This window comes from Lautropia dentalis, assembly GCF_003892345.1.
GTDB classification, from domain to species: Bacteria; Pseudomonadota; Gammaproteobacteria; order Burkholderiales; family Burkholderiaceae_E; genus Lautropia; species Lautropia dentalis.
In genome coordinates this window covers 1280629-1305742 of the sequence record NZ_RRUE01000002.1, presented here as the reverse complement: position 1 = coordinate 1305742, position 25114 = coordinate 1280629, and the positions used below count along the sequence as shown (strand labels likewise).

General features: G+C 64.1%; 25 protein-coding genes. 13 read left to right on the top strand and 12 right to left on the bottom strand.

What is annotated here, in order from left to right:
- Window positions 1-60 precede the first annotated feature (60 nt).
- From EHV23_RS13280 to EHV23_RS13255, 6 genes are all read right to left on the bottom strand, one after another.
- Window positions 61-723: a hypothetical protein gene (locus EHV23_RS13280; RefSeq protein WP_125096488.1), complete on the bottom strand. Its 663-nt coding sequence runs from the start codon at window positions 721-723 to the stop codon at window positions 61-63.
- Window positions 716-2164, bottom strand: a complete 1449-nt coding sequence (locus EHV23_RS13275) for a DotG/IcmE/VirB10 family type IV secretion system protein (protein ID WP_148098594.1) — start codon at window positions 2162-2164, stop codon at window positions 716-718. The genes EHV23_RS13280 and EHV23_RS13275 overlap by 8 nt, the downstream gene beginning before the upstream one ends.
- Before the next feature lie 64 nt (window positions 2165-2228).
- Window positions 2229-3254 carry a DotH/IcmK family type IV secretion protein gene (locus EHV23_RS13270; protein WP_125096486.1) on the bottom strand — a complete coding sequence of 342 codons (1026 nt, stop codon included), beginning with the start codon at window positions 3252-3254 and terminating at the stop codon, window positions 2229-2231.
- 3 nt (window positions 3255-3257) lie between these two features.
- Window positions 3258-4253 (bottom strand): DotI/IcmL family type IV secretion protein, encoded by a 996-nt coding sequence (locus tag EHV23_RS13265; RefSeq protein ID WP_125096485.1) that lies wholly within the window; start codon window positions 4251-4253, stop codon window positions 3258-3260.
- Window positions 4250-4555: a hypothetical protein gene (locus tag EHV23_RS13260; protein ID WP_125096484.1), complete on the bottom strand. Its 306-nt coding sequence runs from the start codon at window positions 4553-4555 to the stop codon at window positions 4250-4252. Before EHV23_RS13260 ends, EHV23_RS13265 begins: the two co-directional genes overlap by 4 nt.
- 21 nt (window positions 4556-4576) lie before the next feature.
- Entirely contained in the window at window positions 4577-5809 is a 1233-nt protein-coding gene (locus EHV23_RS13255) for a hypothetical protein (protein WP_125096483.1), read from the bottom strand.
- Window positions 5810-6468: 659 nt separating this feature from the next.
- On the opposite strand from EHV23_RS13255, the gene EHV23_RS13250 reads away from it, so the two are divergent.
- The 13 genes from EHV23_RS13250 to EHV23_RS13180 all read left to right on the top strand — a co-directional run bounded on the left by EHV23_RS13250 (window position 6469) and on the right by EHV23_RS13180 (window position 17179).
- Window positions 6469-6984 carry a DotD/TraH family lipoprotein gene (locus EHV23_RS13250; protein WP_125096482.1) on the top strand — a complete coding sequence of 172 codons (516 nt, stop codon included), beginning with the start codon at window positions 6469-6471 and terminating at the stop codon, window positions 6982-6984.
- Between the two features lie 6 nt (window positions 6985-6990).
- Window positions 6991-8049 carry a type IV secretory system conjugative DNA transfer family protein gene (locus EHV23_RS15630; protein ID WP_203229003.1) on the top strand — a complete coding sequence of 353 codons (1059 nt, stop codon included), beginning with the start codon at window positions 6991-6993 and terminating at the stop codon, window positions 8047-8049.
- A complete protein-coding gene (locus EHV23_RS13240) occupies window positions 8046-9389 on the top strand; it encodes an ATPase, T2SS/T4P/T4SS family (RefSeq protein ID WP_125096481.1) in 1344 nt (447 codons plus the stop codon). The genes EHV23_RS15630 and EHV23_RS13240 overlap by 4 nt, the downstream gene beginning before the upstream one ends.
- Before the next feature lie 9 nt (window positions 9390-9398).
- Window positions 9399-9677, top strand: coding sequence for a hypothetical protein (locus EHV23_RS13235; RefSeq protein ID WP_125096480.1), 279 nt, complete (start codon window positions 9399-9401; stop codon window positions 9675-9677).
- A gap of 91 nt (window positions 9678-9768) precedes the next feature.
- The gene (locus EHV23_RS13230) at window positions 9769-10044 is read left to right on the top strand and encodes a hypothetical protein (protein ID WP_125096479.1); all 276 of its coding nucleotides are present in this window, start codon (window positions 9769-9771) and stop codon (window positions 10042-10044) included.
- Window positions 10041-10487, top strand: a complete 447-nt coding sequence (locus EHV23_RS13225; protein WP_125096478.1) for a hypothetical protein — start codon at window positions 10041-10043, stop codon at window positions 10485-10487. The genes EHV23_RS13230 and EHV23_RS13225 overlap by 4 nt, the downstream gene beginning before the upstream one ends.
- 30 nt (window positions 10488-10517) lie before the next feature.
- Entirely contained in the window at window positions 10518-11849 is a 1332-nt protein-coding gene (locus EHV23_RS13220) for a secretion/conjugation apparatus DotM-related subunit (RefSeq protein WP_125096477.1), read from the top strand.
- Between the two features lie 127 nt (window positions 11850-11976).
- Entirely contained in the window at window positions 11977-13323 is a 1347-nt protein-coding gene (locus tag EHV23_RS15345; RefSeq protein WP_158615980.1) for a hypothetical protein, read from the top strand.
- A gap of 1 nt (window position 13324) precedes the next feature.
- The gene (locus EHV23_RS13200) at window positions 13325-14320 is read left to right on the top strand and encodes a hypothetical protein (protein WP_125096474.1); all 996 of its coding nucleotides are present in this window, start codon (window positions 13325-13327) and stop codon (window positions 14318-14320) included.
- Window positions 14321-14422: 102 nt separating this feature from the next.
- The gene (locus EHV23_RS13195) at window positions 14423-15457 is read left to right on the top strand and encodes a hypothetical protein (RefSeq protein ID WP_125096473.1); all 1035 of its coding nucleotides are present in this window, start codon (window positions 14423-14425) and stop codon (window positions 15455-15457) included.
- Window positions 15457-15972 carry a hypothetical protein gene (locus EHV23_RS13190; protein ID WP_125096472.1) on the top strand — a complete coding sequence of 172 codons (516 nt, stop codon included), beginning with the start codon at window positions 15457-15459 and terminating at the stop codon, window positions 15970-15972. The genes EHV23_RS13195 and EHV23_RS13190 overlap by 1 nt, the downstream gene beginning before the upstream one ends.
- Window positions 15973-15999: 27 nt before the next feature.
- Window positions 16000-16650, top strand: coding sequence for a hypothetical protein (locus EHV23_RS13185; protein WP_125096471.1), 651 nt, complete (start codon window positions 16000-16002; stop codon window positions 16648-16650).
- A 208-nt stretch (window positions 16651-16858) separates the two neighbouring features.
- On the top strand, window positions 16859-17179 hold the full coding sequence (locus EHV23_RS13180) for a hypothetical protein (protein ID WP_125096470.1): 321 nt from the start codon (window positions 16859-16861) through the stop codon (window positions 17177-17179).
- An 85-nt stretch (window positions 17180-17264) separates the two neighbouring features.
- On the opposite strand, the gene EHV23_RS13175 is transcribed toward EHV23_RS13180, so the two are convergent.
- From EHV23_RS13175 to ppc, 6 genes are all read right to left on the bottom strand, one after another.
- Window positions 17265-18146, bottom strand: a complete 882-nt coding sequence (locus EHV23_RS13175; RefSeq protein ID WP_158615979.1) for a lysophospholipid acyltransferase family protein — start codon at window positions 18144-18146, stop codon at window positions 17265-17267.
- A gap of 277 nt (window positions 18147-18423) precedes the next feature.
- Window positions 18424-19782, bottom strand: a complete 1359-nt coding sequence (locus tag EHV23_RS13170) for a dihydroorotase (protein ID WP_125096468.1) — start codon at window positions 19780-19782, stop codon at window positions 18424-18426.
- A 172-nt stretch (window positions 19783-19954) separates the two neighbouring features.
- A complete protein-coding gene (locus tag EHV23_RS13165) occupies window positions 19955-20902 on the bottom strand; it encodes an aspartate carbamoyltransferase catalytic subunit (RefSeq protein ID WP_125096467.1) in 948 nt (315 codons plus the stop codon).
- 82 nt (window positions 20903-20984) lie between these two features.
- Window positions 20985-21626, bottom strand: coding sequence for a bifunctional pyr operon transcriptional regulator/uracil phosphoribosyltransferase PyrR (pyrR, locus tag EHV23_RS13160; RefSeq protein WP_125096466.1), 642 nt, complete (start codon window positions 21624-21626; stop codon window positions 20985-20987).
- Entirely contained in the window at window positions 21623-22054 is a 432-nt protein-coding gene (gene ruvX / locus EHV23_RS13155) for a Holliday junction resolvase RuvX (protein WP_125096465.1), read from the bottom strand. Before ruvX ends, pyrR begins: the two co-directional genes overlap by 4 nt.
- Before the next feature lie 55 nt (window positions 22055-22109).
- The gene (gene ppc, locus EHV23_RS13150; protein WP_158615978.1) at window positions 22110-25043 is read right to left on the bottom strand and encodes a phosphoenolpyruvate carboxylase; all 2934 of its coding nucleotides are present in this window, start codon (window positions 25041-25043) and stop codon (window positions 22110-22112) included.
- Window positions 25044-25114 lie beyond the last annotated feature (71 nt).

The window sequence follows — 25114 nt, the reverse complement described above, 5'->3', positions numbered from 1 at the left end:
TATTCCCTTGATCCGATGTTCCGGTACTTCGGTACTTCGGTACTTCGGTGCTTCGGTGCCTCAGTGGGAGGATGTGATGATCACGCCATCGGTGGGGTCCACGTCCCTGACGGATTCGGTCTTCGGCACGACCTGGATGGCATCTCCGGCAACGACGCTGTCCTCGATGTCACCGACCGTGATCCATGCCCTGTCCCCCACGATGGCATCCGCATCGATGCTTTTGCCCGACCGGCGGGGCGCACGAGCCGGAACGGGCTCTGCAGACGCCGCCTTCGAAGGCTTGACGACACGAATCTCCTTCACGGTCGCCCTGGGTTTTTCCAGTCTGGCAATGCGTTCATTCAGGGCGTTGATGGCCTTGTGAATGTCGTTGATGGCCTTGCTGAAATCACTGTTCGTCCGGCCGAACTCGGTGTTTACCGCACCGAAGGCTTCCTGCACCTCATTGCGCAGGCTGTCGATCTGCTCGGGAAGCGCATTGACGGATTTTTTGACGCTCCGTATCTGCCCATCCAGCGCATCGGTACGACGCGTGTCGCCGTAATTCTTGATTTCATAGGCTTTGGTCACGGTCTTGCCGCTGGCCTTCGTGGACTTTCCGCCCGATGAGCCCAGGACGGCAAAAATCATGACGGCAATCAGCAGGACGAACACCGAGCCGCCAGCGATCAGGAACAGCTTCGAGTCCTTCTTTTTCTTCGCGGATGATGTATTAGCCACGAACGTCCTCCAGGAAAAAGAGCGCAAACCCGGTCGATGCCGGTGTGCTGAAGGTGGTCGGCCGGTTGAAGCCCCGCCGCACCTCCTGCGAGAAAGCCTGTCCCACTTCACCGAGGGCCGATGCGTTGGCCTCCCTGGCATTGACCCGACGATTCGTCGTCACGACCGTGCCACTGCCGGTGACCACCGTATCCCCCGTGGGGCGCGAGTAGGCGCGCCCGTAGCCTGCCAGCAGCGAAGCGGCCGCCAGTGCCGTGTATCGGGACAGCGTATGATGATCGACCGTGCTGGCCATGCCCTGCTTGGCGTCCTCTTCGCGCAGCGCAACCGCACTGATCGACATGGTCGGCCGCCCGTCCTGCGGGGCCAGTTTGGAAAACGAGAAGGTCATGTTCTCCTGCCCCGCCTTGATCGTGCCGAAGATGCGTGCGCCATCCCACTGGCCGCCGTGGATGGTGGCAAAGACCACATTGCTTTCATCGGTGTTGGCTTCGGAATCGAGCGTTGCGTACAGGCTCGACCCCGCCTTGATCAGCACACGGCCATGCTGCTTCCGGGCCGGCTGCGCTTCGGGCGGCGCCCCGGTCATACCCGCTTCCTGCGGGGCGGACTGCTCCCGTTCCCTTTGCTGATAGGACGCATAGCTGTAGCTGCCTGCCGGACCAAAGGCAGGTCCGCCGCGCGTATCTCCCACCAGATTGGCAATGGCCCGTGCGGTGCTCTGCCGGATTTCATTGGTGTAGCGGTCGCGTTCCGCTTCTGCCGCGCGCTTTTCCTGCTCGTAACGTCGCTGCGCTTCCATCAGCTGCTGGCGCTCGAGCTGCGTACTGGCAGACTGCCCACCGCCGGAACCACCCCGTGAATGAGGCGTCTGCCCGCGCCCGGGAGGCGTCGTCACATCGGCATCCGGCGTACTGACACGCGACGTGCCGGAGGAGGCAGCAAAAAGCGCCTGCTTGCGGGCCTGCTCCTGGGCCTTCCTGCGTTCCCTGCCCTCGCGCTCCCGGTTTATGCTTTCGGTATCGACATCGAGCAGCCCGTCGCTTTCGGGCAGGAACTTGCCTTCGTCCTCCACGACGAAGGGCTCGAACCGTGGCTGATAGCTCTCGTTTTTCTGGTAGGCCGCCTCGGCGTCCTCTGCCGCCTGCCGGGCATGCCGGCTCGACTCCTCCTTCGTCACCGGCGCGCCCGGCTTCTCCTTCTGTTTCGGTACGGCGGGATGCTCGACGGTCGCACGCCGGGCCCTGGTCGCCGTTTCCCTGGAACTGATGTAGCCATACAGCATGCCGAACACGGAAACGGCGATGAGCAGCGAGATCAGCACACGCGGCCAGCCACGGGGAAAGGCATTTTTCAGCCGTCCGAACAGACCAGGCCTGCCGTGGGCGGACTGTACCTGCTCATCGTCGCTGAAGATGGGCGCAAGACGTTCTCCGTCCATGCCGTCCCCACCGAATCCTGTGTCATCGTTACCGCGCCTGTCAAAGCGCATGCTTCCCTGTTCGTCACTCATGGCTGTCCGCTGCGGTTTGTTCGACAAATGCGGTGATGGCCCGGCCACCCGCCGTGAAGGTCACGGAATCGTAGAACTGCTCGTACCGGTAGACCGAGATGCCGTTGGTGCTGCGGGCCGCCGACATGTAGGCCGGGTACTGGGCCGCCCCCTTGGTGCGCACGTACATGTGACCTTCATACATCCATGCCTCGGTATCGCTGGCCCCTTCCACGCGCATCTTCTGTGCCGTGTCCGGTGGCACACCGTCGAGGAATGCCGTCAGCGCATCGTCGATGCCGGGCGGGCCCTCCATGACGACGTTGTCGCCCGCATCGGGGTTTGCACCGGGAATCTTGGCGTCGATACGGACATCGACCTCCTTCTGTCCCGTGGCCAAAGTGAAAATGACGGGGGTGGGCAGCCCCTTGAGGGTGACGGAGACATTGCCGTATGCGGCCGTCGTCAGGGGTTCGAGCATCAGCACATTGCCATCGGGGCGATCCCCCTCATCCTGCTGCTTGCCCTCATGGCCATCGTTGAAGATCTGCCGGTTCGTCCGGACACCGACGATCTCCCACGGGTTTCCGGCCCGGTCGGAGAACACGATGGATGTGAGCAGCCCCCTGGAAAGCCTGATGACCCGTGGCTGCACCCCCGGATCGAGATTGACGGGAATGGTCCGCGTGACCGGCTTGGCCGGCGTGATGTAGGGGGACGCCTTTGCACGGTCGCGGGTGAGTTCCAGCCGCTTGAGCCGGTTCAGGTCCCGGGTCGTGAAACTGGCGTCTTCGGCCTCCTTGATGGTGTCTTCCACGACCTCCCGGCGTGAGGGGTAGACGATGTCGGTCGTGTCCTTTCCTTCATCGCGACGGGGAACCAGACCACTGCGCGGCGGCTCGATGGCCTGCTGCCCCTGCCCTTCGGCCCCGGCGGCAGGCGCCTTTCCGGCTGGCGGATTCCCCTCTTGTGCCATGGCACGCGTACCGGGCACGAGCACGAGTGCGAGCACGACCATCATGGACGGGATGCGGTTCATGGATCAGCCTTTTTTCTCGGAATACGGGTACAGGAAGATCTCGTCGATGGCCAGACCACGACGGTTGTAGGCATTGGCCTGCGTCTGGACGACCTGAACCCGGGCGATATGGGTACTCGATCCGGCCGGCGTGCGGTTGCCGTTTGCGTAGAACTCGATGCGCACGGGCACCCGTACCTCCATGTAGGGCTTGGTCGGCAGATTGCCTTCGAACTCGGCCTGCGGCACCTCGATGAGCGCCGCCTTCATGATCAGCCGTTCGTCCCGGACCAGCCGCAGGTTGTGTGAACCGTCCAGCGTTCTGAAAAACGATTTCTGTCCTTCGGTCGACAGCCACTTGCGCGCCGCGTTGTTCAGCGAACGCCGATAGTTGACATAGTCGTAGGAGTAAAGTTCCACCACGGCATCGGCCGCCCACTGGATCACCGCCTCCTTGGTCATGCGCGGCCGCTCTTCGGTGGGAACCTCGCAGATGGCCTGGTTGTCCGTGGTGGCAATCACGCGGTACTTGGGGTAATTGAGAAAACCGATGCCAACCACGATGAGCCCCAGCGCCATCAGGCCAGCCGCAGTCCACGCGCGCCTGACCTGCCCCTGCAGGTGCTTGATGTCGTCGAACGTGATGCCGTTTCGCTGAATGACCTGGCCACCGGGGCTGGTGACGGGCGACGAGCCCACCAGCGCCAGCATCTCGTCGTCCTTGCGCCAGTCCAGGGAGGAAGGCTCCGACCCGGCGGCGTCTTCGCCGGTGCCATCCTGCGCGGCATCATGGCCCTCTGCATCGTCTCCGCGCCGTCCGGCCCCATCACGCCCGACAGCCCCATCACGCCCGACAGCCCCGTCACGTCCGACGGCTTCATCACGTCCGGCGGCTTCGTCATATCCGGCAGCTTCGTCATGCACGGCAGCCTCGTCACGTCCGGCAGCTTTGTCATGCACAGCAGCCTCGTCGCGCCGGGCAATGCGGCCTTTCCGTGCTTTCCTGGCCTTGCCCATCATTCATCCGCCAGAGGATCGACATAGGAGACCGAGTCCGTCTCGCCGTCGTAATAACAGTACATGTCGGTTCCGTCGCTGATGATGTAGTTCTCCCAGTTCTGTCCGAGAACGAGCCACGCCAGGCCCGCAAACATGAGGGCACCGAGCACGATGGCCGTGATCTCCCCCGCGCGCGAAATCCTGCGCAGCAGGTCGTGGTAGAGATGGACCGCTTCGTGATCGTCCAGAACGTCACATATCCCCCAGGTCGAGCGGGCCGCCCCCTCGTGATGTGGCGCCTGATGCCGGATGTCCGTTTTCATTCCGTGCCCCCATGCATGATGTCAATACCGCCGCTGGTCGCCCAGCAGATCCTCGGCCACCTGCCGGCTCTGCTCGTACATCTGCCGGTGCTGCTGTGCACGTATGGCGTGGCGGGGCGTTGCGAAGCGCTGCCGGACCTGTTCCATCGACGCTGCATCGGCGGTGAACGTGAAGCCGGCGCGCCGCTGCAGTGTGCGTCCGTCGGGCATGGCGGCAGACCGGACACTGCCGTGTCCGAACATGGCCACGATTTCATGCTGGCTGCAGCCGGCATGCCTTGCATCTGCAATGGCCTGGTGGCGCGTGCTGTAGAGGGAAATGTATTCGGCCGACTCCCGGCCGATGCCGAGTTCCCTGAGCATGATCACGAGGGTGCGCTGCAGGGGCGAGAAGAATGCCCGGTGGAGCGTGTTTTCATCGACGCCACGCGCCATGGCCTGCTGCATGTTCCGTACCCTGTACTGCTCTACCATGTTGTGGAAATAAACCAGTGCAGTCATGTCTTCTGCCGAAATGCCGTGCAGTACGATGCCCCGGATGGGCGCGTTGCCCCTGCCATGCGTCGTTTTTGCATTTTCGACCTGCATGACGGGAGCCCCCACCCCGTTCCCCCTGCCTCCGGACGGCACCGCCCTTCCGGATGACACCGGCACTTCCTGCCGGTTGAACGTGACGCCAAACCATTCGCCCGGTCTGAGTCCTACCAGCAGGTTCGCCTTCAGGAACGCCATCAGGGGTTCCATGTACTTGAGCCGCCTTCCCCGGCCCTGGGCGTAGTGCTGGAACCGTTCCATCAGTCCGGCAGGAACACCCCTGACGTTCCTGCCGGACTGCGTGCCACCCTGTACACGAAACCCTGCCGGGCTGAGCGCATGGATGCGTTCGAGTGCATCGATCATCCCGTCGACCGGCCTGCCCTGGTCGAGTGCCTGCTGCATCCGCTGGCGAAGCCAGAAGATCAGCGCAGCCCGGTATGCCCGAAAGCTCGCCCTGGAAAGCCGTGGCGACCGCATCTGCCCTTCCATGTAGGCCGCAGCCATGTCCGGCGTGAGACGCTCGAATGCCGTTGCCGGGTCTCCGCCCTTCACGAGCGCCCTGGCCAGATACCCGACGCGTTTCAGGTACTGGTTTCGGGTGCCATCGTCCAGCGTCTCGCCGTCGGTTCCGCCACGCCGGACCTTCCATGCACCCCGCCCATCCCGGTTGCCATCGGGCCGGGCTGGCGCCGTACTGGAGGGTAACGTCGGTTGCATGACAGTCGAAAGGAAAAATGCGAAAAATGCGTTATGACACCGGGAAAAATGTCACCGTGCAAAAAGTCTATCCAGAAATCACAGCACGCAGCAAGTGCCGGGGTGAATTTTTTTGTTAAGAAGATCGAGCGTCCGATATTGAACGCAAACGTGCACCGGAATCTCCGCACATGTAAAACGATGGATACAGTAGACTGCGCCAGAACCACGCAAGCACACGCACAACGGGCAAAAACGGGCACATACGGACAAAAATGGCACCGTGACGCAACACGGACGACGCAGCATTGCGGACACCGGACGCTCTGCCAGCAAATGGAAAAAGGCAATTTTCATCATTGCCGGGCGTGGATTTATGCGGATGAACGGGGCTTCATGCGGACACGTCTGGCATACGGGAGGCATACCTGCGGTATCACCACGGTACAGATGTGGCACCGTCGTGGCATGCATGCGGTACGGTTGCGGTACAGGTGTGGTACATCCGGGGTATGTTCGCGAACAGGTGTAACCAATGGTTGCCTGCGGTGTTCACAAGCGAAACACTGCGTGTTAGGATCACTTCCATGCTGGTGTCCACATCAGTGCCCCAGTGTTGCCGACATCGAACACAGCAGGAGCAAACATTGAACTTCCGTTCATATGTCCGACGAATTGCCATGGCAACGATGCTGGCCACTGCCTTCCTGGTTGCCGGCTGCAAGACGGAGCAGCCTGTTGTCAGGCCGGTCGAGATCGACGAGGCACAGGCGTTTGCCGACAGGCTGATCGCCGAAAAGATTGCGGTCGCCGCCGATGCACAGCGGGAATTCGTGGCGCTCGTCAACGAAGACAAGGCGATGATGGCCCAGAAGCAGAAATCGCTGGAAACCGACGAGGTCGATGTGGACTATCTGGGCAAGCCCCAGGAGCTGCTGCAGGTGTTTGCCCATCGTTACGGGTACCGGTTCGTGGAATCGGGCAAGTACCGCACGCTTCGCAACATCAACGTGCGCATGACCAAAACGCCGCCGCTGGAGGTGCTGCGCAATGTCGGCTATCAGATCAACAGCGCGGCCAATGTCATTCTGGACAAGAACGCGCACGTCCTGCGGCTGGAATACCGGGACAAGGCCATCCGGCGCAGGGGATTTCGCCAGGGACCATCCAGCCAGGCCGACACACTCGGGGGGTAACGCACCGTGGATGCCACGCCCGATACAGGAGCCCCCATTTCTCTCGAGACACTCGAACGCCTTCATGACCGCAAGGGTGGCTACGTGGCGCCCGCGCCCGAAACCGCCCGGGACGCAGACACCCTTGCCGAACTGATCAAGGCCAGCAGGAACGCGGCAGCCGGTGCACGCACACAGGCCATTCGCGACAATGCCTTTGCGCTCGGGGTCAAGGGCGGCATTTCGTGGCAGCTCAACAGGATCCGCGCCATCATCGACCGGAACGCCCGAAATCTCGACAGCGTATACGACTTCGGCCATCTGATGATCCAGGACCGGGTCGTGGCGCCGGTCATTTCCGAGGCGCGGGATCTCTACAACCAGGACGGCGACCGGGCGCTTCGCCTGTCCGGTGCGTACTATCGCATCGAGTCCCAGGCGCGGTTTTCATCCGTTGCGCCGAGCTGGCGCCTTTATCTGACATTTCCAAAAATCAGAATCGACTACTCGACGCTCACCCGCATGCTCAAGCCCCGCGACGAGGATGAACACCGGCTGTGGCGTCTGGCCGTGGCCGATGGCTGGCGACAGGGGGTGGAACAGGCCAACCTGATGCTCAGGAACGGCATGGACCGGATGAACCGCGATTTCACCGGCATGCTGCGCTTTCATACGTTCGTCATGCAGGGCAAGCTGCGCATGCCTGCCGTGGCCAGCGAGCAGATTCCCGTCACCCAGCAGGGTGAAACGATGGCCGTGGACGAGACGCTCCTGCGCATCACCACCCTGCCCGCCTTCACGGCCGACAGCAGGCGCTGGACCGGCGTGATCACCCAGTCGCCGCAGGCCAGCCCCACCCGCTCGGTGCTGGTCTCCGGCCGCCGGAACGAAGATGGCGGCAAGGACGGGGACAGCGCCGGGCACGAGGACGGCGGCAGGAAAGGAGCCAGCGCCGGAAACGACGACGGAGCCGGGGGAGGAGACGAAGGCAGGAACAGGAAAAATGCCAGAGGCAGAAACGCAGGCGACAGGGCGCAGAGGAACGGGGCGCCTGCAGACCGGCACAACAGGAGGGCAGAACCGTGAGTGCACTGGCCAGCGACGAATCCCTCGTCTTCAGGGCGCCCCGCACGTTCGACAGGCCCGACGAAGTCAAGAAGCTTCTGCTGCATGCCGACGAAGCCCGTGCAAGCGACATCTTCATCTCGTCCGACGACCATGTCCGCGTGATGCTGCACGGTGACATGAGGCAGCTGACGGACCGGGTCGTCACCAAACGCGAGGTCGAAGTCTTTCTGACGGTCCTGGCCGGGCGCGAAAATGCCGTGACCGACATCTCGTCCGGCCGTTCGGTCAATGCGAGCTACAGCTTCCCGCAGGCATTTTCCGAACAGATCGAACGTCATGGCCGGATCGTGACGCGCCGCTGGAACGTGCAGCACAACTACCGGGTCAATGCGGTACCCATCTACCCCAACGGCTGCGAAATCACCCTGCGCTCGATCGACCAGACACCGGCAGAGCATCACCGGATCGACCTGCCGGAGGCGCTGGTCCGCCAGCTCATCTCCAAGCAGGGCATCGTGTTCGTCGCAGGCGTGACGGGTTCGGGCAAGACCACGACGTTCTCCGCCATCATCCGCTACATCCTCGAGCAGGACACGCCCATCAAGGGCCACATCCTCACGCATGAGGAGCCCATCGAATACCGCTACGACAAGATACGCAGTGCACATTCGAAGCTCGTTCAGCTCGAAATCCCCACACACCTGCCCAGCTTTCACGACGCCAACCGCGAGGCCATGCGCAGGCGCCCCGCCCTGGTCCTCGTGGGCGAGATGCGCGATTACGAAACCATCAGCTCCGGCATGGAGCTGGCCCAGACGGGGCACCCGGTGTTCACCACCGTGCACGCAACCGATGTGGCCAGCATCCCCCAGCGCCTGATCACGCGCTACCCCCTGGAAAAGCAGCACACGGGACTGGCCGACATCATCAGCAACGTGCATGCAATGCTCGCACAGGAGCTGCTCAAGGGCGTGGATGGCCGGCTGGTTGCCACGCGCGAGTACCTGATCATGACTCCCAGGCTGCGTGAGCATCTGCTCTCGATCCGCAACCAGGGCGAAGGTCATGTGACCCAGGAACTGCGCAACATGGTTGCCGAGCACGGCGTGACGTTCGAACGCGATGCGTGGCGGCTGCTGCAGGAGGGACGCATCGACCGCCCCGTCTACGAGGATCTGGCGCGCCGCCGCTCGGACGTGCTCGCAGAGCGTCCGGCCGGAGAACCAGCCAGTGCCAGCGGAACGGCTGCCCGGGAGGCAGCCGGCGCGGCCAGCGCGTCGCCTGCGGAACAGCCAGCCCGGCCGACGCGCCGGTCACGGAAGCATCCGGCCTCCCGGCACAAACAACCGAATGCATGAGGTGTTCCCATGGAACTGCAGCCACACGGACTCGATCACTGGAGCAACAGCGCCCACCAGCCCTGCATCGCGGGCATCAGCGCATGGGTGGCCATCCCGTGGGTGGTGGCCTTCTTTGCCAGTTCATGGGCGTTTTTCTGGATTGCGCTTGCCCTGACCGCCCTGGCCATCTATGTGCAAGGCATTCTCAGGATGAGCTTTGCCAGCGCCGGGCGGGCGCTGCGTATCATGATCACCGGCCGGATCAAGCATACCCGCAACGACCTGCGCACGATCATCAGCCGCTGACGCGGCTGCCTGCCTGGGGAATCGCAGGTATTTCCGTTGCAGCCTTCACGCACAGGGGCTGCGGCATTCTCACCCAACCAGGAGTTCTGTCATGACAGCAGACCGGATATCCGCCTTCACGGGCGTCGATGATGGCCATGACGCCATCAGGACCGCGGTGAATGGACAAAGGCCAGATGAATCCATCCGCTACCGGATGCGTCTGCATGCCGACGATCCATCCGAAGCGCGCCTCCTGCAGCTTTTCAACGCAGCGGGAAGGTCCGGCCGGGAGAAAAAGGCCATGTGCTGCATGTTCTTCGTGATCGCCCAGCGGTTTCTCGACCAGATGGCCACGCAGCACCGGAAACAGGAGCATGCACCATGAGCCTGCGCGTCTACCAGCTGCGCCTGCATCCGACGCTGGAAGCCGACCGCGAGATGATCGAACACATCGATCATGTCCCCCGGCTCGAACAGGCTGCCTTCATCAAGGAACGCATCATCTTCGGGCTGTCGATACTGGAAAGGCACGCCGGCGATCTCAGCGACCCGCAGGAAATCGAAAAGCTTTTCCGGCTGATGGGCGACATGGCCGATGGCGACATCAGCCACAAGACCATTCTCGCCGGGCTGCGTGCGTACGTCGTTGCCTGCACGCGGCAAGGGAAGGAACCATCAGGGGACACGCACGCGGGGCCGCGCGATGTTCACCTTCTGCCCACCGGCAGGCACCGTGCAACGAGACCGGAGCCGGAGCCCGGGCCGGAGGCAGCCAGCGAACTGCCTGACTGGCGCAGAAGCATCCATGCCGCCATGGGCGGCTACTGAAACCTTCGAGTACGAATCACCTCACCGCTCATGGCCAACGCCCCCGAAAACAGCAGGAGCGCTCCGGATTTCTGGATCTTCATCATCGTGCCGTTCCTGGCGCTCATGCTCATCAAGGCATTGTGGGGGCAGCATCACACGACCATTGCCACCCTCCACGCCTATGTACGCCTGTTCCAGCTCTGGCCGCTCTACGCACTGGCCGAAGCACTGGGGCTGAGCGATGTGCCGGGGCTCGATGCCATCGTCAGAACGGTGCAGGATGTGTGCGATCCGGTCAGCATCATCGGCCAATGCCGGAAGGATTTTTCCGACGTGTCATGGGGGGAGATATCGGGGCTCTCCGTGCTGTTCAATCTCTTCTGGCTTCTGGTGGCAGCCTGCGTGGCCATCAAATGGATCGTCCGCTCCCAGACCACGCATCCACAGATCCGGTTCACGAAAAAGCACGATCTCAAAAGCTTCATGACGGAAATGCGCCGCACCTATCCGCGCATGAACCTCTACTCCCGTCTGGACCTGATCGGCCGGGAGCTGGATGATCCGGTATTTGGCATGTCCATGACATCCAGGGATTTTGCACGCGAGCATGATCTGGTGCGCGGCTGGTCGAGGGAGGGACCGGGACGGTATCAGCCCATCCTGGACAGGCAGAAATGTGCGGCCGTGTTCCTTGCACAGCTGGGCAGACTGGCGAAATTCAGGAAAAGCCCCGACCCCGCCCTGCCGGACATGCCCGAAATGAGCTATGGCGAACTCATCATCATGTCCATGCTGGCGCCCCTGGTGGCAGCCACCGACCGGGACATGGACGAAAAGGCGTTTGCACGCGCCAGAGCCGTCAGCCAGGAAGTCCATGACTGGTGCTGGACGCTCTTCATACCCAACGAGAAGGATCCGGACGATCTTTCGTGGACGAGGCCCGACATCGACCTGTCCTTTCCCCGCAGCGTCCTTCACAAGTACATCAAGCATCCAAACGTTCAGGCGATTTTCAGGCGCCACGCCTATCTGCGCACCGTGCTGTACGGCATGATGGTCGAAGCACGCAGAATCGGCGTGTTCAATGCCAGCCGGGTCGACTGGCTGCGCTTTCATGATCGCCCGCTCTGGTATGCCGTGACGTCGATGGGAAGGCCGGATGCCTTTGCCGAAGGGTCTGCCGTCTTCAATCACTTCATGGTCGAGTGCAAGGCGGGGCGCCCCGTCACGACGCCCTGCACCGAACAGGCCATCGACGGGCTGCGCACGGCCATCACGTCATTTCTCTACACCGAACAGGACAGGAAGGCGTACGACGACTACCAGAAGAGACGCGCCGCCAGACAGGAAGCCGCTGCAAAAGCCAGGAGCGGGTCATGAGCGCATTCATCCACCCATCCCCCCGCGCGCCGGAACCCGGAGCAATCCGGCCACAGGAGAGGTGCGGCCAGGGTACCGCAGGGCTTTTGCCACACACCCCAGGGAACACCAGCCATTCGCACACATCATGAAGCAAACCGTCACCCGCACGCTGATCGCAGCGCTCATTCCCCTGGGCGCACCACACGCCATGGCACAGACCGACCCCGTTCAGACGCTGGACGGAGGCTCTGCCCAGGCAGAACAGACACCATGGAACCGGCAGACGCCACAGACGCCACAGGATCAGCAGACGCCACAGGATCAGCAGGCGGCACAGAATCAACAGGCGACACAGGCCCGGCAGGGGCAACAGGCCCCCGGCGCAGCAGACTCCCCTGCCGGGGGCGCGGCCAGCGCCGCGCCCATCCAGATGCTCAACGCCTCGCGAATACAGGACGACAGAGGGCCCGCACCACACGAGGCGCTGTCGTTCGATGAGCTGAAAAAGCGTGTCTCCCGCTATGGGCGCATCATCGGAGAGATTCCGCTGGACACGCCCGATCTGTTTGCCTGGATGGTGGACCGCAACGGCTCGCAGATCGAGGTCTACATCACTTCCGATGGAAGCGCGATCTTTGCCGGCGTACTGCTCAACGGCGGGCCGCAGAACAATGCAGCATCCGATGCATCCCCCGGCCCGGGTGAACCGTCATCCCCTTCGCGGACTGCATCCTCGCCCACCGCATCTTCACCCGATGTATCCTCACCCAATGCATCCCTGCCCGATGCATCTTCGCCCACTGCGTCTGCCCCCACTGATTCTCCATCGGCCGAACCTTCATCGACAGCATCTGCACCGGCAGCGGCATCGCGGGGCGCGGCATCCGGTGACACCACCGGTGACGGCAAACCCGTCGCAACCTCCCGGGCGAAAGGCAACCCCAACGCCCGGTTCGCCATGGACGGGCACTTCGAGGGAACGCCGCCCCCCGTCATCCAGTACGTGGACAAACTCGCCGGTTTCAGGGAAGGCAAAGGCGCGCCGGGCGATACGGTCTATATCTTTTTCGACCCACGCTGCCCCTATTGTCGGGCAGCCTACAACGGCACCCGGACACATGTCCGGCAGGGCGCCACGATCAAGTGGATTCCCGTTGCCCTGCTGGGCAGGCGCGAACCCACGCCGGATGGCAAATATCTGGACCAGAAAGGGATGAGGCTGTCGGCCACCATCCTGCAGAACGGCGACCCGGCATTTCTCGAACGGGTTCTCGGCCGCAAGGAACCGATCGAGACAGCGCCGGCCGGGGCAACCGTCAACAACCTGCTGGACAACGAAAAAATGATGACCCTGCTGTTCCAGGCATCGCCGGACAGTGGCGACGCCGGTGTGCCTGCAGCGCTGTACCTCGACCACAGGACCGGTATTGCCAGGCTGACCACCGGCCTGTCGGAGCAGGTCATTCGGGAAGACATCCTTGGAAAACCGTGACATGAGAGACACACGATACATCCCCGTATTCAACCCGACTTTCCGCATCCGGCAGGACGAGGGCCAGATCATGCTCTCGTTCGACAGCGGACCGGAAGCCGACCAGAACCGGCAATCCTGTTTCATCCGCCTGCCCGCGGCATTCAGCGAACTGCACATCGACGTGACGGGTTTTGATACCAGCGAGCCAGCGCCCGAGGGCACAACGGGCGGTATGCTCGTCAGGGGAGAGATTCATGCCATGGTCGATGGTGACCGTTCCTTTCATCTTGCTTCACCGGCGCTGCTGCTCCCCCTGCAGGGCGAGGGCACTTCACGCAGCCTGAATCCCTTTGCACGCCGGGCAGACACGCCCGGTCCATCCAGTGCAGCTCACGTCCGGGCACATGTCCGTCAGCAGGTTGCCAGCGCCTTCGACGCCGCCATGGGCCAGTACATGATGGCCCGGGGCTCCGGCATGGCCACCCCCGCTGCGGATGACGCCCCCCGCGAAACCCGGATGCAGAAAGAAACCGGGGAACAGAAATCGTTTCTCTCCCGAACCCTGCGTCTGGCCGGCTACGGTGCGGCCATGATCGTGATAGCCATGTGCGCGTTCGTGCTGACCGCCGCCCTCGTGCAGCAGCCGCAAACCTCCCCGCCACTTGCCCGGGCGGATGCCCCGGACATTTCCACACCCAGCGCATCCGACCCGAACTCGCCACTGTCCGCGCAGGAACAGCAGGAACTCAGGAACATGATCACCCAGTTCATCGCGACCCGCCATGGTGCGTCTTCCTCCGGCCATGCCGGCTTGCCTGAACAGGGCAATTCGTCCAGGCAAAAAGCGGGGGGTGTCAGACAATCTGACGACATGGTAGACTCTGATCCAGTACTGGCGCAGGTCGAACGTATCAGGCAAGTAACACAGCCTGCGTCAGCCGGAAATGGTGCAGCCGGAGATACCTCCTGTTTCGTTCCGCCGGCCCGTCGGTCTTCCACGGGATCGCGGCATTGAACGATATCTGCCGGGCGTCTCTGCAAAAGCCTGTGCACACTTGGGCCTCCCTGGACTGGGCGGAGGCCGTGTTCATCCAGACCGGGCAGGACAGGAGCTGCGATGCGACTTTCAGGCGATGAAATCAGGCGTCATGACGATACGGAACTGGGCGTGCTGGCCAGCCAGTTCCTGGGGCACCATCCTGCCATTGCAGACGCCAGTCCCGCCGTTCTTGGCAGGACCGTCCGCGACCTGCACTACCTCGTCAGCATCAACAACAACATCAGCGAAGTCACCGGGTATTTTCTGACGGTACGACGCCTGCAGATGATTCGCCATGTGCTCGATGCGCTGGGCAACCACATTCCCGGCATCGCAGCAGTGAATGGTCAACCGCAGGAGCGCTTCAGGCTATGGGACCGGCTCGGCAATGCCCTGCCCTCCCCCATCGAGCAGGAGTTTCCCGTCATCGGAAAGCCGTTGCACTTTCCCCTGTCGCCCTCCATCGTCATCGACATTGATGCCGACATACTCAACCGGCTGATCCAGGACAGCCGCCCCCATCTGTGCGACAGGGGCATGTTCACCGCCGCGTGCTTTTTCCTGGCGCCACGCATCAGCAAACGCCCCCCTTATGAGTTCATCGACGGGGAAGCGCCGGAGCTTGTCGAGTCCAAGAAGTTCCGCCAGCCCCTGGACATGACCGATGCATCCAGCATGGACTGGCTGCTCAGGCGCATCTCGCGCCCGCTGCAGCAACGCGGCGAGGTGGCCGCGCGCCACGCGAGGGCAGCCGTCAACACACTGATGTCCGCCGTCTATCTGGATGGCATCAAGGACGCCGTCGTCGTCTGGGCAAGGAAGCGCCTCGACACGAACCGGAAGTGCAGCATCCGGGACATCATGCAGCATTTCGGGTTCAGCTTCAGGATATACAGGCAAATCGAGCAGCGGCTGCGTCACCAGGGGAGGGAAATTCCCCTGAGCACCGAGAAGGGCCGCCGGTCCGTGCCGTCGTTCACCATACAGGCCGAGCTGCTGGCACGCGTCAGGCAGTTTGCCCAGAACAACGACCTGACACTGCATCAGGCACTCAACGAAATTCTGGACCAGTATTTCCAGCTGGTCGATACCTACGATGAGGACATGATCTGATGGGGCAGCATGGCGTTCAGTGCGCCTATGTGGATTTTCTGCGCTGGGCCACGCAGTTTCCCAGACACCAGATGCAGGAACACCCGCGCAGCCAGCGGGTCACGCTGCTTTCACCCCTGCAGCGCTCGCGCTTCATGGCCGCCACGCGCGGACGGGACGCCTTTCTGTATGTCCAGCACGCCGAACACTGGCTGATGAGGCTGCCCGTCGAGCGCGCCTGCGTGAGCGACCAGCTTTACCTGCTGTTTTCCGGCATGAACCTCCGTTCGGGACACTGTATGCCCGCCACGGCGCTCGGCATCAAGTTTCTGTATCAGGACGAACTCGAGGCATTTCTGCAGGCCGAACGGCTGTGGATATCGAGCTGCTGGCTGGGCGACCGGGAGGAAGTGGCCGGGTTCGGCAGCGAGGTCATTGGCGTTCCCATATCCCGTCAGGATATCGTCGAAGTCCTTGAAGCATCGACCCCAGGCACCTCCACGAACCGGCTGCGGGAGCGTAACCGGCAGTTCTGAAGACAAAACGATCATCGCGGTTCCATCATGCAAAGCCCCACGGCATCAACAAAGCCCCCGGCCATTTCGGTCAATGACAGCAGCCGCTTTTACCTGGCCATTGCCGAGATGCGCCAGCAGGCCCTGCAGATCCTGCAGGAAAACGGCGACGAAGACAGGGTCGGCGAGATAACCCTCGAAGCCATTGCCCTCGAGGCCATCAGCGATCCGGAGGATGATCCGGACACCGCACGGGAAAAGCACGAGCTTCGAACGCACATCGAATCGTTTGCCAGGGGACTGGGCAAGGATGGCTGCCTCCCTTCCAATTCATCGTTCGCGCAGGTCAACGACACCATTTGCGAAATACGTGCAGACGAAGACCGGCTTCACTGTGCCCTGCATCAGGCCGAGATGTACGCATTCGAGCATCGCCAGGCGCTTGCGGGGCTGGAGCGCGGGAGCATGGAAGCACTGTGCAGGCTGTGCATCGATGCGCTGGAGGCGCTGTCCATCGCCAGTGCAGATACGAGGCAGAAACGCGAGATCAGGGAGCAGTTCCGGCAGCATCTGGCATCCATCACCGGCAACGCGGAGGTGGCGGACACCGCCATCGGTCACGCCCGGCAACGGTGGCAGGAACGGCGTCGCCAGGGCATCATCGACAGGATGATGCAGATGAACAGGCCTTCGTCCTAGGGCCTGCGATGGGCTCGTTCACCCCCGCGACGGCTCCAGCCGTGTGCCGACAGGGTTTTGGAACGTTTTTTGACCAGGGAGCCATGACATGCGTCTCGACCCAGCAGACTTTCCCGGACACCCCGAGCCCCACGAGATTCGGGGCGTAGCGGGTTTCGTGACCCGGTCTCCGGAAGGCCCCCCTGTATTCATGGCCCATCAGTCGGCCATGGACGACATGGCCGTTCCGTTGAGGAAGTATCTCCAGTCGCTCCCGTCGGACCTGCGCGGGGCCCTGCTGGACACCGACGGTCGAAATCACGATGACATCGAACGGCGTCTCGCCGAAATCGATGAACGTGACGCCCTGGTTGACGAGAAAATCAGCGAAATCGACCGCCAGCTTCAGGATGAACGGGCCCTGAGCGCTGCAGAACTGGCCAAGCAAGGCCAGCTTTCGCCACAAACCGCCGCAGAATGGGTCAGAAACGGCAGGCTGCCCGACCACGAAATCCACGCGGATTTTGCCGGGCCGGATCAGTGGAACTGACGCGGATGCGACGTGGGCCAGGGCGCTGGCCTTCCCTCCCGTGCACCGGGCCAGCTCCGGTAGCCGATGGCGCCGGCGTGCCTGTTCAGGAAGATTCCCCCGGCATCAGCGGCAACCCCAACCCCACACAAACCCGCTCCCGCGCCCTCGCCGCCAGCGCCCCCTTCTCTTCCCCCACCGTCCCCAGCGGCGCCATCACCACCATCCGCACACCAATCCCCGACGCCCCCAGTACCTGCCAGAACGACTGCACGAAGGTCGTATCCCCCACATACCAGGCCGCCTCGGCCGGCGTGCCGTCCGCATACCGGTACTGCAACCCCACCGGCAGGATATCTGCCTGCTCATCGATGGCTGCCTGCAGGAGCTTGCCGTGGAACTTTCTCAGCGTCGGACCCACATGGGTGGTGGCTTCCGGAAACAGCGCCACCGGAAAGCCGGTGCGCAGACGCTCCTGCATCTGCACGATCACATCCGGCACGGCCTTCGTGTCACCGCGCCTGATGTAGACGGTGCCGGCCAGGCTCACCAGCCAGCCCACCACGGGCCATTCACGGATTTCTGCCTTGGCCACGAAGGCCGAGGTGGCGCGTGAATTGATGGCAAACACATCCAGCCACGAGACGTGGTTGGCCACGATCATCCGCCCCGGCGCCAGGGCAGCCAGTGTTGCAGCCGGCTGCGTGGCCGCCATCGCTGGTCTCTGCGCAGGGCTGGGTGCCACGGCAGGCCCATCGGCATGGTCCGAGACAGGATCGTTTTCGCTCCCTGGCACCGTGCCTTCCCCACCCCATTCCTCGTGCACGGTCACACCGCACACGCCAAGCAGCGCCCGCGACCACCCGCGCACCATGGCGCGCCGCCCCCCCATGGGCAGCCACGGCTGGATCAGGACCAACGCCAGCAGCCCCAGCACCAGCAGCACGAACAGCAGCGGCAGACGATAAAGACGACGCAGCAGGCCCATGGGCCACTCTCCCGGACAGTGTTGCAGGGAGGCCAGCACCGGCGTCGGGCCACCCTCCCGGCAGAGAATATACCGCCCCATCGGCAGCGGGGTATGCTCTGGCCGGAAGGCGCCGACGGCCGGGCAGCAAGCCCCCTTCTCCGGCAGCGCGTGTCATGGACGCATTCGTCCCCGCGCTGGCCCCGGCCGTTTGCGGGCGTGGTGCACGGCACAGGCAAGGCAGGCCGCCTTGCCTGGCCGGGCGATACCGGCCGCACCCGGATTTGAGTTCAGCCCGTCAGCGTTCGAACACGATCCTTCCACCCACGGCCGTCAGGTGCACCCGTCCCTGCACCTCATGCCCCAGCCACGGCGTGTTGGCGCACTGTCCCCACAGCGTGTCGGGGGTGACCTTCCACAGGGCGTCGGGGTCGAACAGGCAAAGGTCGGCACGGCCGCCCACCCACAGGCCCGACGGGTTGGCGTGTGGCGCCCGCTCCAGCCCCGCGATGCCGGCGGGAATGCGCGTGAGCCGGTCCAGCACCTGCAGCAGCGACTGGCCGCTTTCACGGCCCCATTTGAGAGCCAGCGGCAGCAGCAGCGACAGGCCCACGGCCCCCGGTTCGGCCTCGCCGAAGGGCAGACGCTTGGCATCTGCCAGCACCGGGGTGTGGTCGGAGCAGATGGCGTCGATGGTGCCGTCGAGCAGGCCGGCGCGCAGGGCATCGCGGTCACGCTGGGCACGCAGTGGCGGATCGAGCCGGTAGGCGGTGTCGAAGAAGCCCACATCCACGTCGGTCAGATGCAGGTGGTCGATGGAGACATCGGCCGTGAGCGGCAGACCGCGTTTGCGGGCCTGCCGCACCAGTTCCACCCCGGCAGCCGACGACAGCCGGCACAGGTGCACACGGCAGCCCACCGAGGCCACCAGTTCGATGATGGTGTGCAGCGCGATGGTTTCGGCCATCACCGGGTTGCCGGGCAGACCCAGCCGCGAGGCGAAGGGACCGGCGTGCATCACGCCACCACCCAGCCAGGGGTCCGACGGGTTGAGCCACACGGTGTAGCCGTATGAATGCGCGTACTGCAGGGCACGCAGCAGCACCTGGGTGTCGCGGATGGGGTGATGTGCCTGTGCAAAACCCACACAGCCGGCGTCGGTGAGTTCCAGCATTTCGGTCAGGGCCTCGCCCTCGAGGCCCACGGTCAGCGCGCCCAGTGGATACAGATGCGCCAGCCCCATGTTGTGGGCGCGGTATTTGAGCATTTCCACGAGGCCCGGTTCGTCCAGCGGCGGATCGGTGTCCGGCGGGCAGGCCAGTGAAGTCACGCCGCCAGCCACGGCGGCCTTCATTTCGGATTCGAGCGAGGCCTTGTACTGGTAGCCCGGTTCACGCAGGCGCGCGGAGAGATCCACCAGGCCGGGCGAGAGGATCTTTCCGCGGCCATCGATGGTGCGCACTGGCCGAAAGCCATGCGGTGCCGCGCCAATGCCGATGATTTTCTTGTCCGATACGTGCAGGTCGCTTTCCTGGTCGAGCCCGTTCCACGGGTCCACCAGCCGGGCACCGGTGATGGAAAACGAGGTGTCGTGCCCGTCGCGTCCCACGCGGACGGTGCCCTTGCCCTGCCCTGCTGTCTGCTCATGCTGCGGCATGATGCTGCTCCTGTGTTCCGGTGGCATTTTGCCGTTCATCAAAATATCCACCTTTCATTCCTGTTTCATGGCGACGTGACGCACATGGCTGCCGGTGACGCCGTTCGGCGCACCCGCCGGATGTTCATCGCATTCTGTCGCCCCGTTCATTCGTCCGGTGTGCCGGCGGTGCTCAACCGGCGGCCAGCATGCTCATCACGGCCATGCGCACGGCAATGCCGAAGGTGACCTGCTGCAGGATCACGGCCTGCGGGCCATCGGCCACGGCAGATTCGATTTCCACCCCGCGGTTCATCGGTCCGGGGTGCATGACGATGGCATCGGGTTTGGCCAGCGCCAGTTTTTCGCGGGTCAGACCCCAGGCGCGGAAATACTCCTGTGCGCTGGGCAGCAGTGCGCCGTTCATGCGCTCGTTCTGCAGGCGCAGCATGATCACCACGTCCACATCCTTCAGTGCGGCACGCATGTCGGTGTAGAGGGTCACGCCCAGCTGCTCCAGTCCGCCCGGCAGCAGCGTGAGCGGCCCCACCACGCGCACGTCGGGCACACCCAGCGTGGTCAGGGCATGGATGTCCGAACGGGCCACGCGCGAATGGGTGATGTCACCCACGATGGCCACGCTGAGCTGCGTGAAGTCCTTCTTGAAGTGCCGGATGGTGTACATGTCCAGCAGCCCCTGCGTGGGGTGGGCATGGCGGCCGTCACCGGCATTGACCACGTGCACGTGTTCGCCCACGTGCTGGGCAATCAGGTGCGCGGTACCGCTCTGGCTGTGGCGCACCACGAAGAGGTCGGCCGCCATGGCCTGCAGGTTGTCGATGGTGTCGAGCAGCGATTCACCCTTCCGGGTGGAGGAGGTGCTGATGTTGAGATTCACCACGTCGGCCGACAGGCGGGTGGCGGCTATTTCGAAGGTGGTGCGGGTGCGGGTGGAATCCTCGAAAAAGAGGTTGAATACCGAACGGCCGCGCAGCAGGGGCACCTTCTTGATCTGCCGGTCCGACACATTGAGAAATGACGACGCGTTGTCCAGAATTTTATGGATCATGTCGCGCGACAGTCCTTCCAGCGTGAGCAGGTGGCGCAGCCGCCCGTCCTTGCCCACTTGTACCTGTTGCATCTGCATGTTGTTCCCTTCCCTCTCTGCCGGTTCCTGCCAGACAAGAAAACGCCCGCATCATGGCGGGCGTCATCGTTTGAAATCAGCTGCCGGGCCGCTCGACCCGCAGTTCGAACATCCCGCTGGTACGCTGGCTGAGCACCAGCTTTTCACCGGGCTGCAGCGCCAGTTCGGCCCCCAGATAATCGGCCCGTACCGGCAGTTCGCGTCCGCCCCGGTCGAGCAGCACGGCCAGCCGCACGCGCGCCGGGCGCCCGTAGTCGAAAATTTCGTTCAGGGCCGCGCGAATGGTGCGGCCGGTGTGCAGGATGTCGTCGACCAGCACGATATCGCGGCCGTTCACGTCGAAATCGATTTTCGTGGGCTGCATCCGTGCCGACAGGCCCCGGGCCTGCACGTCATCGCGGTAAAAGGCACTGGAGAGAAAACCCAGCGGCGAGCCGAGCCCCAGCTCTGCATGCAGCCGTGCTGCCAGCCAGGCGCCCCCGGTGTGGATGCCGATGAAGGCAGGGGCCTGCGCCTCCGCATCCGCCGTTCCCTGCCCTTCTCCCGACGCCGGTACCGATGCCGGTGACGGCGCCGGCACAGCATGGCCTGCGGCCTCCGGCGCTGCAGTTGCGCCAGCGCCGGCAAGGCCCAGATCCTTTTTCAGTGCATCGCGCAGCCGCGCAAACAGCGTCTCGGCATCTGCCGGCAGGGGGGTGACGCCTGGTGAAGTGCTCATGCCTGTGCCTCGCTCAGGTACTGTTCAAGAATGATGGCGGCCGCCATGGCGTCGTCGCCCTGTGCCGCCCGCCCGCGGGCACCGCGGCCCTGGGCGCGCAGGCGGGCCTGCGCCGCCACCGAGCTGTAGCGCTCGTCCACCAGTGACACCGGCAGGCCGAAGCGGCCTTCGAGCTGGCGGGCAAAGCGTTCGGCACGGGCTGTGACCTCGTGGGCTGCACCGTCCGGATGCAATGGCCGGCCCACCACCAGCCGGGCCGGCTGCCATTCGCGGATCAGCGCACCGATGCGCGCAAAGCGGCCGTCGGCGGTGGTTTCGGCCACGGTGCCCAGCGGCTGTGCGGCACCGGTCAGCGTGTTGCCCGTGGCCACGCCAATGCGCTTCTCACCGAAGTCGAAGGCCAGCAGGACATGGGCGGGAGCGGACATGGCAGCGCACGAAGATCAGGGTAACGCCCGCCATTGTAGCCTTAGAGTAGCCCCATCACCCCGTATTGCGCAGCCCGGCAGCAATGCCGTTGATGGTGATGTGAATGCCGCCCTTCACCTCCTGCGCCTGGTTGCCGGCCCGGTAGCGGCTGATCAGCTCCACCTGCAGGTGATGCAGCGGGTCGATGTACGGGAAGCGGTGGGCAATGGAACGCGCCAGCGACGGGTTGCCGGCCAGGCGATGGTCCACGCCGGTGATCAGCCGCATGGCTTCCTGGGTGCGCTGCCACTCGGTGTCGATCTTTTCCAGCACGGTACGGCGCAGGGCCTCGTCGCTCACCAGATCGGCATAGCGCACGGCCAGCGCCAGATCGCTCTTGGCCAGCACCATGTCGATGTTCGACAGCAGCGTGCGGAAGAACGGCCACTGCGCGTGCATCTGGCGCAGCAGGGTGGTGGCGGCCTCGTCGCCCATCTGCTCGCGCAGCCTGGCCACGGCGCTGCCAAACCCATACCAGCCGGGCAGGATCAGGCGGCACTGGCCCCAGCTGAAGCCCCACGGGATGGCCCGCAGGTCCTCGATGCGCTGGGTAGCCTTGCGCGAGGCCGGGCGCGAGCCGATGTTGAGTTCGGCAATTTCGCGGATGGGGGTGGCCTGGAAGAAATAGGTGTCGAAGCCCGGGGTTTCGTACACCAGCGCCCGGTAGGCGGCCATGCTGTCGTTGGAGAGCGTCTGCGCGGCCTGCAGGAAGGCCTCGGGCACGTCGGCCGGTGGCGGCAGCAGGCTGGCTTCCAGCGTGGCGGCCACCAGCGTTTCGAGGTTGCGGCGGCCGATGTCCGGGTTGCTGTATTTGGAACCGATCACCTCGCCCTGTTCGGTGAGGCGGATCTGGCCGCGCACGGTGCCATGCGGCTGCGCCAGAATGGCCTGGTAGCTGGGGCCACCGCCGCGGCCCACCGTGCCACCCCGGCCATGGAACATGCGCAGGCGCACCGGCCGGAATTCGCGGCCCAGCTGGTCGAACAGGGCCACCAGGGCCAGCTCGGCGCGGTAAAGCTCCCAGTTGCTGGTGAAAATGCCGCCATCCTTGTTGCTGTCGGAATAGCCGAGCATGATGTCCTGCTCGCCGCCGCTGCGCTGGATCATGGCGGCCACGCCCGGCAGGCGGTAGAAGTCGCCCATGATGCCCGGCGCATTGCGCAGGTCCTCGATGGTTTCGAACAGCGGCACGGCAATCAGGCTGGCCACGGCGTCGGCATCGAGCGTGCCGCGCAGCAGGCCCACTTCCTTCTGCAGCACCAGCACTTCCAGCAGGTCGCTGACCGTTTCGGTGTGGCTGATGATGGCGTGACGAATGGCAGCAGCCCCATAGCGTTCACGCATGTGGCGGGCCGTCTGGAAGATGTCCAGCTCCTTCAGCGTGAGCGGCTGGTACTGGGCATCGGGCACACGCAGCGGACGTGCTTCGTCGAGCGCCCGCAGCAATACGGCACGACGGCCGGCTTCGTCCAGCGCCAGATAGTCGGGCTCGATGCGGGCCACGGACAGCAGGTCGGCCACCACCAGTTCGTGCTGGTCGGAGCTTTGCCGCAGGTCCACCGTGGCCAGATGGAAGCCGAACACCTCCACCGCCCGCATCAGCGGCCGCAGCCGGTGCTGGGCAATGGCTTCGCAGTGCTGCGCGGTGAGAGCATGGTCGATGGTGCGCAGGTCTTCCAGAAACACGCCGGCGTGCGCATAGGGCGGAAAATCCATGCCCTGCTGCGCCGCCGTCTCGCCTCCCGCCAGAACACGCTGCGTGGCCTCCAGCCGGGCGCGCATGCCCGCCAGCGCCCGCCGGTAGGGTTCGTCCTGCCGGTGCGCGCTGGTGACGTTGCCGCGGTCGGCCAGCGCCTTCATGGCCTCGTTGACCGGGCTGCGCATCACCGACAGCGACAGCTCGCGCTGCAGGTGTGCCACTTCGGCCAGATAATGCTGCAGCACCACGTCCGACTGCCGCTGCAGGGCCAGCGACAGGGTCTCGGCCGACACGTTGGGATTGCCGTCACGGTCCCCGCCGATCCACTGCCCCATGCGCAGGAAAGGCGCCACGCGCCGGCCCTCGAGCGCTTCTTCGATGTCGGCATACAGGCGGGGAATTTCCGGCAGGAACGTGGCTCTGTAGTACGAGAGCGAATTTTCTATTTCGTCGGCCACCGTCAGTTTGGCAAAGCGCAGCAGCCGCGTGTGCCAGAGCTGTGTGATGTGCGCACGCAGCCGGGCCTCGTTGGTGGCCAGCTCGCGCAGCAGACGGTGGTCCACGCGGGCCGCTTCTTCCAGCGCGCTGCCGGCCGGCCGGGCAGCGACAGTCGTCGCCGCTTCCCCCGTCGAGGAGGAGCTGCCAGCCGGTGCGGCGCCAGATGTCCCGGCGGCCTGCGCTGCTTCGGCCGCCGATTCGGCCCGTGCCGCCAGTGCCGCGAGGCGGATGGCGTCCCGCTCGGCCAGCAGGGCTGCGATGCTGTGCTCGATGTCCAGAATGCTCTGGCGCTGCACCTCGGTGGGGTGCGCCGTGAGAACCGGCGAGAGGTGTGCATGGGCCAGCATGCCCGCCACCTCGTCACGGCTGATGCCGGCTTGGTACATGCGCTGCCAGGTGTGCGAGAGGCTGCCCTCGTTGATGCTGCCGGCGCGCTCGTGCACGGCACGGCGGCGGATGTAGTGCTGGTCTTCGGCCAGATTGGCCAGGTGGCTGAAGAAGGTGAAGGCACGGATGACGCTGATGGCCTGCTGGTCGGTCAGACCCTTGAGCAGCGCCTTGAGCCGTTCGCTGGCGTGCTGGTCATCCTGGTGCCGTGCCGCCACCGACAGCTGGCGGATCTCCTCGGTCAGTGCATAGGCCTTTTCGCCCTCGTGCTCGCGAATCACCTCGCCCAGCAGCCGGCCCAGCAGCCGGATGTCGTCGATCAGGGGCTGGTCCTTGGCCTTGTCCTGCGTCGTTGCTTCGTTCATACACCCTCTTCCCGGTCGGCAACCACGCAGCCGCCCCATCCGGAGCCTTCCGGCCCGCACGAATGGATACG

Bases quoted from the DNA above. Each gene is read 5' to 3' on its own strand.
- pyrR (WP_125096466.1), bottom strand. From the start codon at position 21,626: ATGAGCACTTCACCAGGCGTCACCCCCCTGCCGGCAGATGCCGAGACG.
- EHV23_RS13250 (WP_125096482.1), top strand. From the start codon at position 6,469: ATGGCAACGATGCTGGCCACTGCCTTCCTGGTTGCCGGCTGCAAGACG.
- EHV23_RS13175 (WP_158615979.1), bottom strand. From the start codon at position 18,146: ATGGGCCTGCTGCGTCGTCTTTATCGTCTGCCGCTGCTGTTCGTGCTG.
- EHV23_RS13235 (WP_125096480.1), top strand. From the start codon at position 9,399: ATGGAACTGCAGCCACACGGACTCGATCACTGGAGCAACAGCGCCCAC.
- EHV23_RS13225 (WP_125096478.1), top strand. From the start codon at position 10,041: ATGAGCCTGCGCGTCTACCAGCTGCGCCTGCATCCGACGCTGGAAGCC.
- EHV23_RS13190 (WP_125096472.1), top strand. From the start codon at position 15,457: ATGGGGCAGCATGGCGTTCAGTGCGCCTATGTGGATTTTCTGCGCTGG.
- EHV23_RS13260 (WP_125096484.1), bottom strand. From the start codon at position 4,555: ATGAAAACGGACATCCGGCATCAGGCGCCACATCACGAGGGGGCGGCC.
- ruvX (WP_125096465.1), bottom strand. From the start codon at position 22,054: ATGTCCGCTCCCGCCCATGTCCTGCTGGCCTTCGACTTCGGTGAGAAG.
- EHV23_RS13230 (WP_125096479.1), top strand. From the start codon at position 9,769: ATGACAGCAGACCGGATATCCGCCTTCACGGGCGTCGATGATGGCCAT.
- EHV23_RS13200 (WP_125096474.1), top strand. From the start codon at position 13,325: ATGAGAGACACACGATACATCCCCGTATTCAACCCGACTTTCCGCATC.
- EHV23_RS13265 (WP_125096485.1), bottom strand. From the start codon at position 4,253: ATGATGGGCAAGGCCAGGAAAGCACGGAAAGGCCGCATTGCCCGGCGC.
- EHV23_RS15345 (WP_158615980.1), top strand. From the start codon at position 11,977: ATGAAGCAAACCGTCACCCGCACGCTGATCGCAGCGCTCATTCCCCTG.
- EHV23_RS13275 (WP_148098594.1), bottom strand. From the start codon at position 2,164: ATGGACGGAGAACGTCTTGCGCCCATCTTCAGCGACGATGAGCAGGTA.
- EHV23_RS13195 (WP_125096473.1), top strand. From the start codon at position 14,423: ATGCGACTTTCAGGCGATGAAATCAGGCGTCATGACGATACGGAACTG.
- EHV23_RS13270 (WP_125096486.1), bottom strand. From the start codon at position 3,254: ATGAACCGCATCCCGTCCATGATGGTCGTGCTCGCACTCGTGCTCGTG.
- EHV23_RS13170 (WP_125096468.1), bottom strand. From the start codon at position 19,782: ATGCCGCAGCATGAGCAGACAGCAGGGCAGGGCAAGGGCACCGTCCGC.
- EHV23_RS13220 (WP_125096477.1), top strand. From the start codon at position 10,518: ATGGCCAACGCCCCCGAAAACAGCAGGAGCGCTCCGGATTTCTGGATC.
- ppc (WP_158615978.1), bottom strand. From the start codon at position 25,043: ATGAACGAAGCAACGACGCAGGACAAGGCCAAGGACCAGCCCCTGATC.
- EHV23_RS13180 (WP_125096470.1), top strand. From the start codon at position 16,859: ATGGACGACATGGCCGTTCCGTTGAGGAAGTATCTCCAGTCGCTCCCG.
- EHV23_RS13255 (WP_125096483.1), bottom strand. From the start codon at position 5,809: ATGCAACCGACGTTACCCTCCAGTACGGCGCCAGCCCGGCCCGATGGC.
- EHV23_RS13185 (WP_125096471.1), top strand. From the start codon at position 16,000: ATGCAAAGCCCCACGGCATCAACAAAGCCCCCGGCCATTTCGGTCAAT.
- EHV23_RS13165 (WP_125096467.1), bottom strand. From the start codon at position 20,902: ATGCAACAGGTACAAGTGGGCAAGGACGGGCGGCTGCGCCACCTGCTC.